Here is a 15,406-nt window from a genome sequence, read left to right on the forward strand (position 1 = left end):
TTTAGTTTTATTTTGGTAAATATTAAGGACGTTTAATTAAGTGAATTATCTTTTCGCTATTAAAGCAGCTGGTTTAGATGTAAATAAACCAAGTAATTTAATTTATTTGCCAAAAGAAAACGGTACACACCCAACGAGAAGTAAGCATAAAGGATGGAATAAGGGGCATTTCGATTATAACAAAAGTATTTTAGGGAAATTAAAAGAAATAGATGAAATTGGAAAAGCTAGTAATTGGAATAAGGCCCAATATTCAGAAGCAATAGAAGGGTTAAGAGGGGATACAAAACAAGGATTAAGGAAAGGTAAAATTAAATGTCATTAAATATGTATTATCAATTATCAGAATTTTATAAAAGAGATGTTAGTTTCGTTTTTAATGAAGAAACTAATGGATTAGATTATTTTGGCTTAATGAATGGGGATAAGGTTAATTATGAAAAGGTGATTTATTATGATGTTGATAAATTAGATAAATATATTAATGATTATGATATTCTTCCAACAATGGGTGCTCCATTGGTTAGTGAAAAATTTAAAAATACATTTAATCATTTATTGAGAGAAAAAATTGATTTTTTTGAAGTAGAAATTAAAGACGAAAAAGGAAATATAAATAAAGATTTTTATTGCTTTAATATAATAAATTCTATTTCTTGTATGGATAATGAAAAATATATTGTTGAAAAGACTCGTTATGAGACAATTAGTATTAAGGAATTATACATAGAACCTAATTCATTAAAAGAATATTCTATTGTAAGAATGGAAGAACATAAATCATACATTATAGTTTCAGAAGAGTTTAAAAAACGTTGTAAAGAAGCTAAACTAAAAGGAATTGAATTTATAGAAGAAGGGCATAGTATTTATACTAATTTATAATTGTCAAATTTAATATATAATGAATAAATTAAATCAAAACCCGATAGCGCAGATTTATAACCCCTGCCGATTATAATTAATAAATACTAAAAAACAAGAATAAAAGATTATGAAAATATATAGTGTAGCACCAGATGGTAACGAAATGGCTGATATGGCGAATGCTAGGTATTTTAACTTAGCATTAAAACAGATAGAAGAACATATTGAATGGCTAAAAACTGCTAAAAAACCAGTACAAGCAGTTTTGGCTCATATTGACATACTTTTGTTATTATCACGAAAATTTAGAACTGATGCTAATTTAAGTATCAAAAAAGACCGAGTTCAAGAATGGAAAGTAATTTTTTTTGATTGGTACGAACGTTGTAGTAGTAAAATACCAGCAAAGTTTAGAGAGGAAATAAAGCAAAATGCAGATGAATTATTTACAGAGTTAGAAACTTATGGACATTGATATTTTTAAATAAAATATAAATAAATATGAAAATAAAAGAAATTTTTTTATCAAAAGATGATGATGATAAAGTTGAATTAATTAATAGTTTGAATTTTGATGATTATGAAGATAAGTGGGATTTAATTTTGGAGGTTATAGAGGATAAAAATGAATATGATTTAGTAAGGATTGAAGCGTTAAAAGTTATAGAAATAATTGATGTACATAAAATTATACTAAATAAATGATGTAAGTTAATTTTAAAATTATTAAAAAATGAAGAAGATTATGACGTAAGAAATTATGCTTTTATAGCTTCGAGAAATTTGATTAATGATAGTGAAGAAATTAAGAATTTGATTAGTGAAATAGTTTTATCAAAAGAAGATATTGATATACGACATAATGCTTATTCAGGTGTTCTAAGGATTAATAATGAGCTTGATAAGAATAATATTTTAAAATTATTTTTAGATGATTCAGATTTTTCTAGTTTTGCAAAAAAAGATATTTCTTAGTTTGTAATATGTATTAAAAGATAAAAACCACAATATAAAAATTGTGGTTTTTACTTTGTTATAATATTATTAAAAAAAAGGTTCTTTAAAAGCAATAGAGGTCTAACACCTTTAAATAGTATATCTCTGATATTGCTGAGTACATTTCTTAGTATCCTATTAAACTAGGAAATGGATGACTTAATTTTTATGTTTTCATTATAACTAGTATTGATAGTAAATATGCAAAGTATTAATAAAAGGTAAGAAGTATAATGTAAAAGTTATGTTTTTTTATTAATATTATAAAATAAAAAAAATGATTAAGAAAAGTAACAATTAGTATATGGATTTCAATACAATAGAAGAACAGATCAAATTAAAGAAAAAAGAACGATTAGCTTCGTTAAAATCGGATACTTCTGTAGATGATACAGTAGAAGAAAATTTAGAAAAAGAATATCGTATAAAATCGATACTTGATGGTTCTTTTTTATTTTATCATGACAAAAAAAAAGATAGAGCCTTAATAGCAAGGTTAGAATTACACCATTTAATGAATAAAGATATTTTTACTGAATGTTTACCAAAAAGATGGGACACAGGCAAAAAAACAAGTAAAAAGCAACGCAAAAAAATAGCAAATAGAATAGCAACTTATTATATGAAACACTTTAAAAAAGTTGTTTTTCAATAGCATAATATAAAACCACAGTAAAAATTATTTTTTATTCTCCAAAAACTTAATTCATTTAAGTTTTTGGAAGTAGCCAACGAAATAAATGGTGTTAAAAAATAAGTAAATCTTACGTTTATTGATAAAATATTTTTTTGTTCACATTGGTATTAGTTTACTGTAAGGATCAACTATGATAAAAAATAAGTTATAACCAAAAATGTGATTTTAAATACTAAAAACAATTGCAATTACTGATAGAATTTCTTCTTATGAAGAGATAAAAAAAATTAAGAAATTAAGTTCTTGGTAGAATTTATAATTCTACCGTAAATGATTAAGTAAATAAAAAGAAAAATAACCAATAAAAAAGAAAAAACATGAAAATTACAACCTTACTTTTAATATGCTCATTAAGTTCACTAAGTGTATTCTCAAAAGCTAGAATACCAGTTCCTTACGGAACAGTAGAAAAGATTATAAAAATACAAGATTTACCAGATACAGAAGATTTTAAGTTAAAAGACGGGAGATATTTTGATATTGGAAGTAAGTATACTAAAAGTCATTTATTATGGCTGTCTTATAGTAATACAGAGCCTGAAATAGTAGGTTTTATAAAAGGAGATGAAAATACTTTTTTAAAATTGAGTGCTGAGGATTTAAAAAAAATAGAAGAAATAACAGGAGTTCTTATTCCGAAAAAAGGAGAAGTTTCGTTTTTTGACAAATTCGTAGGAAAAGGACTTTTAGGTATTTTGGCTTTGTTTATACTGTACGGTATTTATGATCGTTTTTTTGGTAAAGGTGACGACGAAGAGTAGTAGCAACTTTTGATAACCTAAGAATATTACTGGTAGCAAAAGTTAATTAGCATAATAAAAAATAAAACCATAACGAAAGTTGTGGTTTTTTATTGAAATAATTTTCTGTCATAAGTCTTGTGAATAAAGAGTAATTTTAAGACTAATAAATAAAGGATTACTATTTAAAAAGAAATATAACGATTTAACAAACTATGTTAGTCTAAGGTTATTTCAGTACAAAACTTATAGATAAAACAAAAGACTCGCCAATTAGCGAGTCTTTTGTTTTATTTATAGTTATTTATTTTTCAGTTACTACTTTATCAACAATCAAGCGATTTTCACGATTAGCTACCTCCCAAGCAGTATGAAAAACTAAACGAGTTCTGCTTTCTAATAGCTCATAGTTAATTTTATCAGGCGTATCGGTAGGTTGGTGATAATCAGCATGTGTTCCGTTAAAATAGAATATAACAGGAATGTTATGCTTTGCAAAATTATAGTGATCTGAACGATAATAAAAACGATTAGGATCGTTCTCTTCATTATACTTATAATCTAAGTTAACATTGGTATATTTTTTATTCATAGCTTCAGATATATTGTGTAACTCAGTACTCAACTTATCAGCTCCAATTAAATAGATGTAATTAGGTTTTCCTTTATGACGGTCATCAACTCTACCAATCATATCAATATTTAAATCTGTAACAGTATTTGCTAATGGAAAAATTGGATTTTCTGTATAATATTTAGAACCTAACAATCCTTTTTCTTCTCCTGTTACATGTAAAAAAAGTAAAGAACGTTTTGGTCCTTTACCAGCATCTGCAGCTTTTTTAAAAGCTTCAGCAATTTCTAAAATAGCAACAGTACCAGAACCATCATCATCAGCACCATTATAAATTTCTCCGTTTTTAACACCTTCATGATCTAAATGGGCAGAAATTACTACAATTTCATCTGGTTTTTCTGTTCCTTTAATAAAAGCAACTACGTTTTCAGAATCTTTTAAAATCATTCCTCTACGGTTGTTACTTAAGTAAGCAGAAGGTACTTCTTGAAAATATTTAGTACCACCTAAAGGTGATTTAATACCTTGATTTATATAAAAATCTTTTAAATAATTAACCGCTTTTTTTTGACCAGGTTCACCTGTGTCACGGCCTTCAAATTCATCTGAGGCATATATAAATAAATGTTTACCTAAATCTTTAGCTGTAATCGTTTTTGCAAATTTAGCAGCATAATCTATATTAGAATCATTATTAATACTCGTAGTAGTGTCTTTACTAACTCCACAAGCTGCAAGTACTACGGCACTTGCTATATAAAGTAATTTTTTCATCGATATTTAATTGAAATTAGGTTTTATTTAATTCTTAAAAATAACAAATTGTTACAGAGGTTCAAATTTAATTTTTCTTTATAACGAATTGTTCTAATGTTTTGTTAAAACTTATGAGTTCTTTAGGAAATAATTGTTCAAATGCATTATTATTGATTAATTCTTCTGAAGTTCCACTATATATCTGTTTTTCAGAAAGTAAAATAAATTCATCAGCAAGCTGAATGGCAAGATTTACCTCGTGTGTTGAAATAATAATAGTTTTCCCCGTATTTTTAACTAGCTTTTTTAATAATGAGAATACTTTAAAAGTATGGTGAATATCTAGGTGGGCAGTAGGTTCATCTAAAATAATAATTTCAGTATCTTGTGCTAAAGCACGAGCAATAAGAACTCGTTGAAGCTGTCCGTCACTTAACTCATAAAATCTGTTATTTTTTAAATGACTAATTGCTGTTTCTTCAATTGCCCAAAGAATTTTTTTAATATCTTTTGCTGATAATTGATCTATCCAATTTGTGTATGGTTGTCTTCCTAAAGCAATTAATTCAAATACTGTTAATTGACTTTGTGGTATACGTTCGGTTAAAACTAAACTTAACTTGGTTGCTAATTCTTGATATGAATAATCAGCACTATTCTTTTGATTAATCTCTATGGTTCCACTTAATGGTTCTTGAACCTTAGATAAAGTGCGCAATAAAGTTGATTTTCCTATTCCGTTTTTACCTAAAAGAGCAACAAACGTCCCTTTTTCAACAGATAGATTGATATTTGAAGCAATTATTGTTTGCTTTTTTTTTGTTTGATAACCTATTGATAGATTATCAGTTTTAAGAACGATATTTTTTTTAGAATCAGTCAAACCTATACATATATTTTCTTCTTACGAATTAATAGCCAAATTACTACAGGTGCTCCAAATAATGATGTTATGGCATTAATAGGTAAGGTATATTCACTTGTTGGTAATTGAGCGATTGAATCGCAAATTAATAATACAATTGCACCAATTAGTGCAACTGCAGGTAATAATATTTTGTGATTAGATGTTGAAAAAAATATTTTAGCTATATGCGGTACAGCTAGACCAATAAAAGCTATTGGACCTGAAAAAGCAGTGATAACACCAGTAAGTAAACTTGTAATTAATAAAATAATATTTCTGCTTTTTTTAATGTTTATACCTAAGCTTTTTGCATAACTTTCACCTAGTAAAAAACTATTTAAAGGTTTAATTACAGTGAATGTACCAAAAACAGAGATGGTATAAATAATTCCAAAAACGATAAGTTGTTTCCAAGTTAAATTACCTAAACTTCCAAAGTTCCAAAATTGATATTGTTGAATTTGTTCTGCTTCACTAAAATAGGATAATACACTTATTATAGCGGAAGTTAATGAACCAAACATTAATCCAATAATTAAAATAGACATGGTATTTCGAACCCTATTAGCAGCAATAATTACTGCAGATAATACGAGAAAAGAACCCAAACTAGCAGCTATAGGTAATGCCCAGCTAGAAAAAGAAATAGCAGAAATAACACCTCCAAATAATCCAGAACCTAAAATAAGTAAGGCTACTCCCAAACTTGATCCTGAAGAAATACCAAGTACAAAAGGACCTGCTAAAGGATTTCGAAATAATGTTTGCATTAGTAGCCCGCAAATAGATAAGCCAGAACCTACCATAATAGCAGTCATTGCTTTTGGTAAACGAAAATTTATAATAATTGTTTCCCAGCTAGCTTTAGAAGCAATACCGCCAGTTAACGAATTTAAAATTTCTTTAAAAGGAATTGTCACCGAACCTAAGCTAATATTAAGAAATAAAAAAACAACCAATAATATTGATAAAAGTATAAATTGATTTGTGTATTTTTTTTGGTGTGTGTTCAAAAAAGAGTTTTATTTTTGGAAATTAGTAATAGTCTTAGAATTCGTTGTTTCAAGTGTTTTTAAAAATTCAACCATTTCACTAGTCAATTTTAACTGCTCATTATTATTCCAATAATTTTTATTAAAAGGGTGTTTTATTTTAAATATATCTTTTCTATTAGATATTTTATTCTTTTTATTGATTTTTTTATGATTTTCTGTAGCTGTTTTATAAATATACGTTATATCATAATTTATAGGGTTTTCTCTGCCTTTATAAAAACACTCTACAGAATACTTTAATTTGGCGTTATCTATGCGATATTTATTTGTTATCTCTTTTTTAATAAAAGTTATAAATAAACTATTTTTTAAATCTCTATATTTAATATGTCTTTTTACTGTAAATTTAGATTTATTATTATTTGACCACATCACTTTACTTAAAGAGTAGTCGTTTGAATTTAAAATATAATAACCTTTTGTTGAATCGTTATTAGACTTGGAGTTAAAATCTAATTTAATTAAAGAGTCTTCTTTCAAAAATGATTTTTTAATTTTAAAATATTTTGGAGATACAGAAATTCTAACAAAGTTTGTTAAAAGCTCATTAAAGCTCAATAATTTAAAATACACATCATTTTTATCATATGCTGCTTTACGCATATTGTTAATATATACAGTATAATTTTTTTTAGAAATTGGGTTTTCAGTTGTCGAAAAAAGAACTTTTCTATTTACGATCCCATTTAAATCTTGAATTTTAATGATAGAATCGTTTCTTTTTAAAATAGTTCTTAAAAAAAACTCTTCATTGTAACTTTTTGGTGAAAAACCTTTTTTTATAGTTGAAACCATCTTCTTAAAAAAAGAATCTTTGTTATTTACAATAACCTCTTCTAAATTAAAAGATTTAGGATCAAGATAAATTATTGAGTTAGAAGGGAAATCGGTTATTCTTAATTTTATATTTTCATAACCTAGAAAATGAAATTTAATAGAATCGCTTTTTGAAACGAAATCAAACTTCCCTTCTTCATTTGTAATTGTAAAACTATCTTTATTGTAAATATCAACAAACTCAATCGGTTCTAAGGTTAGTTTATCTAATACAGTTCCTGTTATTGTTTTTTGAGAAAAGAGGAGTGGTGCAATAATCCAAAAAGCAAAAAATAAAATTTTATTTTTCATTTTAAATTAATTAAAAAAGTAATCAATTGTTGAATAGCCAATCCACGATGGCTAATAATATTTTTTTCTTCAGAAGTCATTTGTGCAAATGATTTATCAAATCCTTCAGGTTGAAATATAGGATCGTACCCAAAACCTTTTTCACCTTGCTTTTGAGTTAATATTTTACCTTTACAAATACCATTAAATAAAAATTGTTCTCCATTTAAATTTAAACAAAGAGAGGTTCTAAACTGTGCAGACCTATTGTCTTTTTCATTTAGTTCGGTAAGTAATTTTTGCATGTTATTTTCTGTATTTGCCGGTTCACCAGCATAACGTGCAGAATATACTCCTGGAGCACCGTTTAAACTTTCAACTTCTAAACCGGTATCATCAGCAAAACAATTATATTCGAATTTTTCGGTAATATGATTGGCTTTAATTTTTGCATTTCCATCTAATGTAGTCGCGGTCTCTTCTATATCATCAAAACAATTAATGTCATTTAAAGAAAGTAATTCTACAGTGTCTGGAAGCATTTTTTGTACTTCAGCTAACTTATTTTTGTTATTCGTAGCGAAAACGAGTTTCATTTGTTCAGAAATTATAGAAACAAATGTATCAATTTTTATCATCTTTGTAATTAATATTCTTGTTTTTATAAAAAACTTAAAAAACCTTACATCCATTGAATTTAAAGGAATGTCGTGTGAATGTCGGGTTAAAATCAATTAAAATGTTTCATCAAAAAGAAAAGCTAAAGTAACATTGTATGGAAAATAAAAATTTACTTACCATGAAACAACCAGCATTAGGAAAAAGGATTTCCGAATTAAGAAAACAAAAAGGATTAACTCAAGAAGAATTAGTAGAAAAATGCAATATAAATGTGCGTACTATTCAACGAATAGAGGCAGGAGAAACAATACCTAGAAGTTTTACTATTAAAACAATATTGCAAGCTTTGGATGCAGATATTAATGTAGATAACATTATAAATGAAATTGAAATAAGCAATAATGATAGAAAGGTGTTAAACTTAGCTTGGATTTTTGGAATTATATATTTTGTTTTTGGAGTTATTGAAACAATTGCAGATGTATATCATATTACTCAAAATGAAATGATTTTTGGAATAACATCTTATGCATGTATTAAAGTAATTTCTGCAATAACATTTGTGCTCTTTTTTATGGGGTTTATAAAATTAGCAAAAAAATACTCAAGTAAATTATTAGAGGTAATTGTATATGTTTTTATGATTACTTATGTTTTTTCAGAACTATACGATATCTTTTTAATTAGTTCGTCTAACGAAACAATAATTGTAACGAGTATTGTTGAACTAATGAGTATTGTTGAGCTAATTATTTTTGGAACAATTCAAATAATATTCGGATTATCTTTATTGCAATTAAAAACAAAATTTGATAGCCTTATAAAGGTTAATGGAATTTTGGAGATTATAACAGGTATTTGTGTTGCAACAGTAGTTTTGTCTTCTATTGGATTATTTTTTTTAATACCTACTATAATTATAGAAGTTGTAGTTTTATATAAGTTTGCTAAAAGCTAATTAATTTATTTATAAAAGTGCAAAATGTTTAGTAAGTGAAAGAGTAAGGTAGCAATTATGCCTAAATATTATATTTTCTTTATAAAGAATAGCGTAGTGAAGTATAAACAAAAACGAAATTTAGAAGTTTCTAAATTTCGTTTTTAAGAATAAAAGGTTATAAGTTTTAAGACTTTAATTTATTCATTTCTACTTTTAATATATTTCTTTTCTATTTTATTTAAACGGTCCTGAATTTTTAAAATAATAGATTCTTTACGAAATACTTTAGAAGTTGTAGAGTCTTTTTAGCTATTTAACTTTGTTTTCATTCTAGCTAATCCTTCTTACCACTAATTAAGATTTCTTCATTAATACTAATGTCATCTTCATAATCGCTTATTAAAGTTTTGTTTTCATTAATAATAGATTCTTCTTCAGCTTTAATTTGATTATCTAATTGTGCTAGTTTATCTGCTTCTAAACGTAGTTCTTCTTGCTGATTTAAGTAAGCTATTTCTTTAGCTTTACGTTCATCTTCTAGTTTCTTACGAGCGTTTTCTAATTTTTGTTTACGTAAAGCTAATTCGCTTTTAGCATCCGTTAAAGGAGCAGCTGATTCAGTTTCTGTTTCTTGAACAGTCTTAACTTCTTTAGGAGTAGCTCTTTTTTGTTTTCTTGCTAACTTTTTTTCAAGAGCAACTAATTCACCTTTTCGATCATTAATCAAATTCTTTAAATTCGTTAACCTCGTTTGAACATTAGCTACGATTTTTTCTTTTCTTTTAACCTCTTTTTTAGTTGCTTTTTTATCTTTTTTAAAGTTCTCTAAATTTGAGTTTACACGTTTTAGAGCACTAATTCCACTAATTAAGAATTCTTCATTAGCACTAATTTGGTTTTTCTTATCCTTAACTTTATTCTTTAAAACTTTAATTTCATCTTGTGCAGATGCTTCTTGTACAGTAACTAAGCTAGTAAATAAAATAGCAAATATTAAAAATTTTAATGTTTTCATTTTAATTTAATTTTGTGTGTTTTTAGGGGCGACAAAATTATAAAATTTAGAATAGAAAAAGGCTATTAATATAGAAAATATTTTTTTAAAAAAAAGTATAGATTTGTTTTTATGAAAAAAAGTGTTTGATAGAAGCGTTATAAGTAGGTAACAATCACTACTCGTGATGATAAGGTTCGTTTCGTAGAATTGTAAAACCTCGATATATTTGTTCAACAATAAATAATCGAATCATTTGATGTGAAAAAGTCATCTTAGAAAGTGATATTTTGCCTAATGCTTTTTTATATATTGCCTCAGAAAACCCATAAGGCCCACCTATAACTAATACTAATTGTTTAATACCTGAATTCATTTTTTTTTGTAAATATTGAGAGAACTCAATAGATGAAAAATGTTTCCCTTTATCGTCAAGTAAAACTAACTGATCAGTATTTTGAAGTTTAGATAAAATTAATTCACCTTCTTTTTCTTTTTGCTGAGATTCGCTAAGATTCTTTACGTTTTTTATGTCAGGTATAATATCTAACTCAAATTTAACGTAATGTTTTAATCTATTTTGATAGTTATTAATTAACTGAATCAAATTTTTGTCATCAGTTTTACCAATAGCGATTAGTTTTATTTTCATAAGCTTTCATTTCGAAATGTTTTCTGAAATAAATTTATTTCAAAACGTTTTTAAAGTAATAATAGGCGCAAATTTATTTGTTTTAAAGCATAAATTCAGTTGAATTAACAAAATAATTCCATAGAATAAAATCAATCCGTATTTTTACAGTATAATAAAAGAGAAGAATGATATCAAAAGAACAATTTAATAAAGAGCTAGAGCTAATAATAACCAATGCTATTCGTGAAGATATTGGAGATGGAGATCATACATCTTTATCATGTATCCCCAATGAAGCAATAGGAAAAGCTAAATTGTTAGTTAAAGATGAAGGTATTATTGCAGGAGTAGAGTTTGCTAAAAAGGTTTTTAATTATGTAGATGCTGATTTAGAAATAGAAACATTAATTAATGATGGTGATGAAGTAAAATATGGAGATATCGTTTTTTACGTGTCAGGAAAATCACAATCAATTTTAATGGCAGAGCGTTTGGTTTTAAATGCAATGCAACGTATGAGTGCAATTGCAACTAAAACTAAGTTTTTTGCAAATTTATTAGAAGGTACTAAGACCAAAGTATTAGATACACGTAAAACAACACCAGGTATTCGTGCTTTAGAAAAATGGGCAGTAAAAATAGGTGGAGGAAAAAACCATCGATTTGCGTTATATGATATGATAATGATAAAAGACAATCATATTGATTTTGCAGGTGGAATAACACAAGCAATAACTAAAACAAAGAAATACTTAGCTAACAAAGGATTAGATATTAAAATTATAGTAGAAGCACGTAGTTTAGAGGAAATTAAAGAAATTTTAGCTAATGAAGGTGTGTATAGAATTTTAATAGATAATTTTAATTATGAAGATACTTGTAAAGCAGTAGCCTTAATAGGAGACACATGTTTAACTGAATCTTCAGGCGGAATAAACGAAGAAACTATTCGTAAGTATGCAGAGTGTGGGGTAGATTTTATTTCATCAGGTGCATTAACACATTCGGTATATAATTTAGACCTAAGTTTAAAGGCTGTAAATTAATATTTTATATTTTTGCAATTTTTAGAAAAGGAAATAATTTTAGTAAATAAAATTATACTATGTTTAAAAAAGAATGTTTTAATTTTAATAAGTTGTATAATTTATAAATTAGTATAAAAATCAAAGTCAGATGATAAAAAGAGTAAGTATCCTTTTTAATTTTTTATTTATGTTAGGTTTTTGTTTTCCGTTAACTAGTCAGAATATTGATATAGGTAGTGAAGCTGTTGATATTAAGGGATATGATGTCAAATCAAAAAAACAAATTAAACTTTCTCAGTTTAAAAATAAAAAAAATGTGTTGTTAAACTTTACAGCAACTTATTGTGGGCCATGTTGGAAAACATATCCTCAGATGGATAAAATTCAAAAAAAATATGCAGCAGATTTAAAAGTGATTTCTATACATGGAGATGAAAAGAAAGATACATGGTATAGGATAGCGAAACGTTTAAAAATAAATTTTGAAGCTGCAACTATATGGGATATACAGGAAAAAGAGAAGATAAAAGAGATTTATAAAATAAAACAATATCCTACTTTTTTTATAATAAATAAAGACGGAATTATTATTGATAAATGGGTCGGAAATAGAAAAAAATACATGGATTTGTCAATAAAGTATTTGATAGAACCATAAAATTTAAAAGAGGTTATAAAAAATTAAACGAAAATATAAATAGTGATTTATAAAAAAAAGCATGTTTTTTTTTAGCATGTAATGTTTTTTTAATAGATGATTCAATTTTAATTAAAAATAAGTAAAATGAAAAAACATATAATTTTGGGGGCAGTTTTAGTCTTAGCAATAGCCTGTAACACAGATAAAACTAAAGAAACAAAAAAAGAAAGTGAAAAAAGTATGGCTGTAGAGAACCCATTATTAGTTAAGAGTACATTAGATTATGGTGCTCCTGATTTTACTAAAATAAAGAATGAGCATTTTATGCCTGCTATTTTAGAAGGAATGAAATTGCAAAATGAAACGATACAGGTAATTATTAAAAATACTGAAAGCCCAACTTTTAAAAATACAATTTTAGCACTAGAGGAAAGTAGTAGTACTTTAGATAATGTAACGGCTGTTTTTTATGGATTAGCAGGGGCACATACAAACGATGTTATTAAAACGATCGAAAAAGAGTTAGCGCCTAAATTTTCTAAGCATAATGATGATATTTTATTAAACACAGCATTGTTTGCTAGAATACAAAAAGTATATAATGATTTAGAAAATTTTAAATTAGATGCAGAATCTAATCATTTAGTAAAAGAATATTATAAAAATTTTACAAAAGCAGGAGCAAACTTATCAGAAGATAAAAAGAGTCAGTTAAAAGATATAAATTCACAAATAGCAAGTTTATCTAACGAGTTTGGAAAGAAGTTACTAGATGCAAGTAAAAAAGGTGGCGTTGTAGTTTCTGATAAAGAAAAATTAAAAGGATTTTCAGAAGAGAAAATTAAATCTTTAGAAAAAGATGGTACGTATGAAATTCAGTTAATAAACACAACACAACAACCTTCATTACAAACATTAGAAAATAGAGAAATTCGTAAAGAATTGTTCAATAAATCTATTCATAGGTCAGATGCGGGTGAATATAATACAAGTAAATTAGTGCAAGAAATGGTTGCTTTACGAGCAAAAAAAGCACAAATTTTAGGTTTTGATAATTATGCAAGCTGGAGTTTACAAGGTACAATGGCAGCAACACCAGATAAAGTTTTTGAGATGTTTAATGGATTAATTCCAGGATCTTTAGAAAAAGTAGCTTCAGAAACGAAAGAGATTCAAGCAGAAATAACTAAAGAAGGAAAAGACTTTAAACTAAGTCCATATGATTGGAATCACTATGCTGAAAAAGTTCGTAAATCAAAATACAATTTAAATGAAGAGGAAGTAAAACCTTATTTTGAGGTTACAAATGTATTAGAAAAAGGAGTTTTTTATGCCGCAACAAAATTATACGGAATTACTTTTAAAAAACGTACTGATATACCAGTATACCACCCAGATGTAGTTGTTTATGAATTATTTGAAGAAGATGGTAGTAAGTTAGGATTATACTACGGAGACTTTTTTGCTAGAGATAGTAAACGTGGAGGAGCATGGATGAGTGCTTTTGTAAAACAATCTAAGTTACGCGATCAGAAACCTGTTATTTACAATGTGTGTAATTCACCTAAACCAGCAGCAGGAGAACCTGCTTTAATAAGCTTTGATGAAGTAGAAACTATGTTTCATGAATTTGGACATGCTTTACATGGTTTATTCGGGAATCAAAAATACGCATCAATTTCAGGAACAAGTACTGCAAGAGATTTTGTGGAGTTTCCATCTCAATTTAACGAAAACTGGTCTACACATCCAGAAGTTTTAAATAATTACGCGCTACATTATAAAACAGGAGAAGTTATTCCTGCAGCGTTATTAAAGAAAATTAAAGATGCTGGTACTTTTAATCAAGGGTATTCTATGATAGAGAACTTATGTTCATCTAGTTTAGATATGAAATGGCACACAGTATCAGTTGATGAAAATATTGCAGATGTTGCCAAATTTGAAGAGGAAGCTTTAGCTAAAATGAAATTAAAAGTATCTGAAGTACCACCAAGATACCGTTCAACATATTTTGCACACATTTTTAGTGGTGGTTACGCAGCCGGATATTATTCTTATTTATGGACAGAAATGTTAAGTCATGATGCTTATGATTGGTTTAAGAATAACGGATTATTAACTCGTGAAAATGGACAGAAATTCCGTGAGCAAATTTTATCAAAAGGAAATACAATGGATTATGCAAAAATGTATAAAACTTTTGCCGGAAGAGATCCAAAAGCAGCGCCAATGTTAAAAGCTAGAGGATTAAAGTAAATTATATGAAGTTAGAAAAACTAACGTTTTTAGAGAAAGTAAAACTAGAAGGTTACAAAAAAAAGATAACGAACTTAATAGTAAGTTGGGGAGGGGGTAGTTTTATATTATTCTTGTTTATCTCAATTATTCCTATGGGCTTAATACCTAATAAGAGAAGAGTTGTTTTATCAAATCCTGATATGAGTATTTTTGAATCTATGGGTGTTTTTCAGACAATACTAATCATGTCAGTTATTTCAGGAATAATAACTCTTTATTTACTTTATACTTACAAATATTTAAAAATTTTAAAAGACCTTGTAGATTTAAAAAAGGTAACTCTTAATGTGGTAATAATGAATGTAATTCCTAAGAAAGGACAAGGTCCTAAAGAGGTAGAAGTTTATTTTAAACCAGCGTATAAAAATGTAAATAGAATTGAGTTTATTGGGTATGATAATTTACCTCTTTTATATAAAAAGCAAGAGGTTGAATTAGTGATAGCACCTAATTCTTATTATCCTCTTAGTGTTAAATCTAAAGAACCAGTTAAAGATGTTTTGCATAGTTTAGAAGTGTTAAATAAGTACAAACAAAGAGGTTAAT

The 15,406-nt window shown here is 26.8% G+C and carries 19 protein-coding genes; 12 read left to right on the plus strand and 7 right to left on the minus strand.

The annotated features are described in order from the left end of the window. Positions 1-40: 40 nt before the first annotated feature. The 7 genes from CXF68_RS13300 (at position 41) to CXF68_RS13330 (ending at position 3,321) form a co-directional block, all read left to right on the plus strand. Positions 41-325 carry an AHH domain-containing protein gene (locus tag CXF68_RS13300; protein ID WP_101045397.1) on the plus strand — a complete coding sequence of 95 codons (285 nt, stop codon included), beginning with the start codon at positions 41-43 and terminating at the stop codon, positions 323-325. A gap of 2 nt (positions 326-327) precedes the next feature. After that, complete coding sequence (locus CXF68_RS13305; protein WP_101047525.1) at positions 328-885, plus strand: imm11 family protein; 558 nt, start codon at positions 328-330, stop codon at positions 883-885. A 109-nt stretch (positions 886-994) separates the two neighbouring features. After that, positions 995-1,342 (plus strand): hypothetical protein, encoded by a 348-nt coding sequence (locus CXF68_RS13310; RefSeq protein ID WP_101045399.1) that lies wholly within the window; start codon positions 995-997, stop codon positions 1,340-1,342. 26 nt (positions 1,343-1,368) lie between these two features. Further along, complete coding sequence (locus tag CXF68_RS13315) at positions 1,369-1,572, plus strand: hypothetical protein (RefSeq protein WP_101045401.1); 204 nt, start codon at positions 1,369-1,371, stop codon at positions 1,570-1,572. A 108-nt stretch (positions 1,573-1,680) separates the two neighbouring features. Then, positions 1,681-1,842 carry a hypothetical protein gene (locus CXF68_RS13320; RefSeq protein WP_157821933.1) on the plus strand — a complete coding sequence of 54 codons (162 nt, stop codon included), beginning with the start codon at positions 1,681-1,683 and terminating at the stop codon, positions 1,840-1,842. Positions 1,843-2,167: 325 nt separating this feature from the next. Continuing rightward, positions 2,168-2,518 carry a hypothetical protein gene (locus CXF68_RS13325; protein WP_101045407.1) on the plus strand — a complete coding sequence of 117 codons (351 nt, stop codon included), beginning with the start codon at positions 2,168-2,170 and terminating at the stop codon, positions 2,516-2,518. 359 nt (positions 2,519-2,877) lie between these two features. Continuing rightward, on the plus strand, positions 2,878-3,321 hold the full coding sequence (locus CXF68_RS13330; protein ID WP_101045410.1) for a hypothetical protein: 444 nt from the start codon (positions 2,878-2,880) through the stop codon (positions 3,319-3,321). A gap of 283 nt (positions 3,322-3,604) precedes the next feature. On the opposite strand, the gene CXF68_RS13335 is transcribed toward CXF68_RS13330, so the two are convergent. From CXF68_RS13335 to CXF68_RS13355, 5 genes are all read right to left on the minus strand, one after another. Then, positions 3,605-4,651: a M28 family metallopeptidase gene (locus tag CXF68_RS13335; RefSeq protein ID WP_101045416.1), complete on the minus strand. Its 1,047-nt coding sequence runs from the start codon at positions 4,649-4,651 to the stop codon at positions 3,605-3,607. A gap of 67 nt (positions 4,652-4,718) precedes the next feature. Then, positions 4,719-5,516 (minus strand): ABC transporter ATP-binding protein, encoded by a 798-nt coding sequence (locus CXF68_RS13340; RefSeq protein WP_101045418.1) that lies wholly within the window; start codon positions 5,514-5,516, stop codon positions 4,719-4,721. 2 nt (positions 5,517-5,518) lie between these two features. Continuing rightward, the gene (locus tag CXF68_RS13345; RefSeq protein WP_101045420.1) at positions 5,519-6,553 is read right to left on the minus strand and encodes an iron ABC transporter permease; all 1,035 of its coding nucleotides are present in this window, start codon (positions 6,551-6,553) and stop codon (positions 5,519-5,521) included. 9 nt (positions 6,554-6,562) lie between these two features. Beyond that, positions 6,563-7,723 (minus strand): carboxypeptidase-like regulatory domain-containing protein, encoded by a 1,161-nt coding sequence (locus tag CXF68_RS13350; RefSeq protein WP_101045431.1) that lies wholly within the window; start codon positions 7,721-7,723, stop codon positions 6,563-6,565. After that, a complete protein-coding gene (locus CXF68_RS13355; protein ID WP_101047527.1) occupies positions 7,720-8,298 on the minus strand; it encodes a non-canonical purine NTP diphosphatase in 579 nt (192 codons plus the stop codon). The genes CXF68_RS13350 and CXF68_RS13355 overlap by 4 nt, the downstream gene beginning before the upstream one ends. A gap of 179 nt (positions 8,299-8,477) precedes the next feature. Between CXF68_RS13355 and CXF68_RS13360 the strand changes: the two genes are divergently transcribed. Next, positions 8,478-9,281, plus strand: coding sequence for a helix-turn-helix domain-containing protein (locus CXF68_RS13360; protein WP_101045434.1), 804 nt, complete (start codon positions 8,478-8,480; stop codon positions 9,279-9,281). A gap of 316 nt (positions 9,282-9,597) precedes the next feature. Here CXF68_RS13360 and CXF68_RS13365 read toward each other — a convergent pair whose 3' ends face one another. Then, the gene (locus tag CXF68_RS13365; RefSeq protein WP_101045437.1) at positions 9,598-10,278 is read right to left on the minus strand and encodes a hypothetical protein; all 681 of its coding nucleotides are present in this window, start codon (positions 10,276-10,278) and stop codon (positions 9,598-9,600) included. 157 nt (positions 10,279-10,435) lie between these two features. Next, positions 10,436-10,909, minus strand: a complete 474-nt coding sequence (rlmH, locus tag CXF68_RS13370) for a 23S rRNA (pseudouridine(1915)-N(3))-methyltransferase RlmH (protein WP_101045440.1) — start codon at positions 10,907-10,909, stop codon at positions 10,436-10,438. A gap of 167 nt (positions 10,910-11,076) precedes the next feature. Between rlmH and nadC the strand changes: the two genes are divergently transcribed. The 4 genes from nadC to CXF68_RS13390 all read left to right on the plus strand — a co-directional run bounded on the left by nadC (position 11,077) and on the right by CXF68_RS13390 (position 15,405). After that, the gene (nadC, locus tag CXF68_RS13375) at positions 11,077-11,937 is read left to right on the plus strand and encodes a carboxylating nicotinate-nucleotide diphosphorylase (protein WP_101045442.1); all 861 of its coding nucleotides are present in this window, start codon (positions 11,077-11,079) and stop codon (positions 11,935-11,937) included. 130 nt (positions 11,938-12,067) lie between these two features. Continuing rightward, complete coding sequence (locus CXF68_RS13380; RefSeq protein ID WP_101045444.1) at positions 12,068-12,577, plus strand: TlpA disulfide reductase family protein; 510 nt, start codon at positions 12,068-12,070, stop codon at positions 12,575-12,577. A 126-nt stretch (positions 12,578-12,703) separates the two neighbouring features. After that, positions 12,704-14,818, plus strand: a complete 2,115-nt coding sequence (locus CXF68_RS13385; protein ID WP_101045446.1) for a M3 family metallopeptidase — start codon at positions 12,704-12,706, stop codon at positions 14,816-14,818. Between the two features lie 5 nt (positions 14,819-14,823). Further along, positions 14,824-15,405 (plus strand): hypothetical protein, encoded by a 582-nt coding sequence (locus tag CXF68_RS13390; protein WP_101045461.1) that lies wholly within the window; start codon positions 14,824-14,826, stop codon positions 15,403-15,405. Position 15,406: the final 1 nt, after the last annotated feature.

The sequence above is a fragment of the Tenacibaculum sp. Bg11-29 genome (assembly GCF_002836595.1).
GTDB lineage: Bacteria > Bacteroidota > Bacteroidia > Flavobacteriales > Flavobacteriaceae > Polaribacter.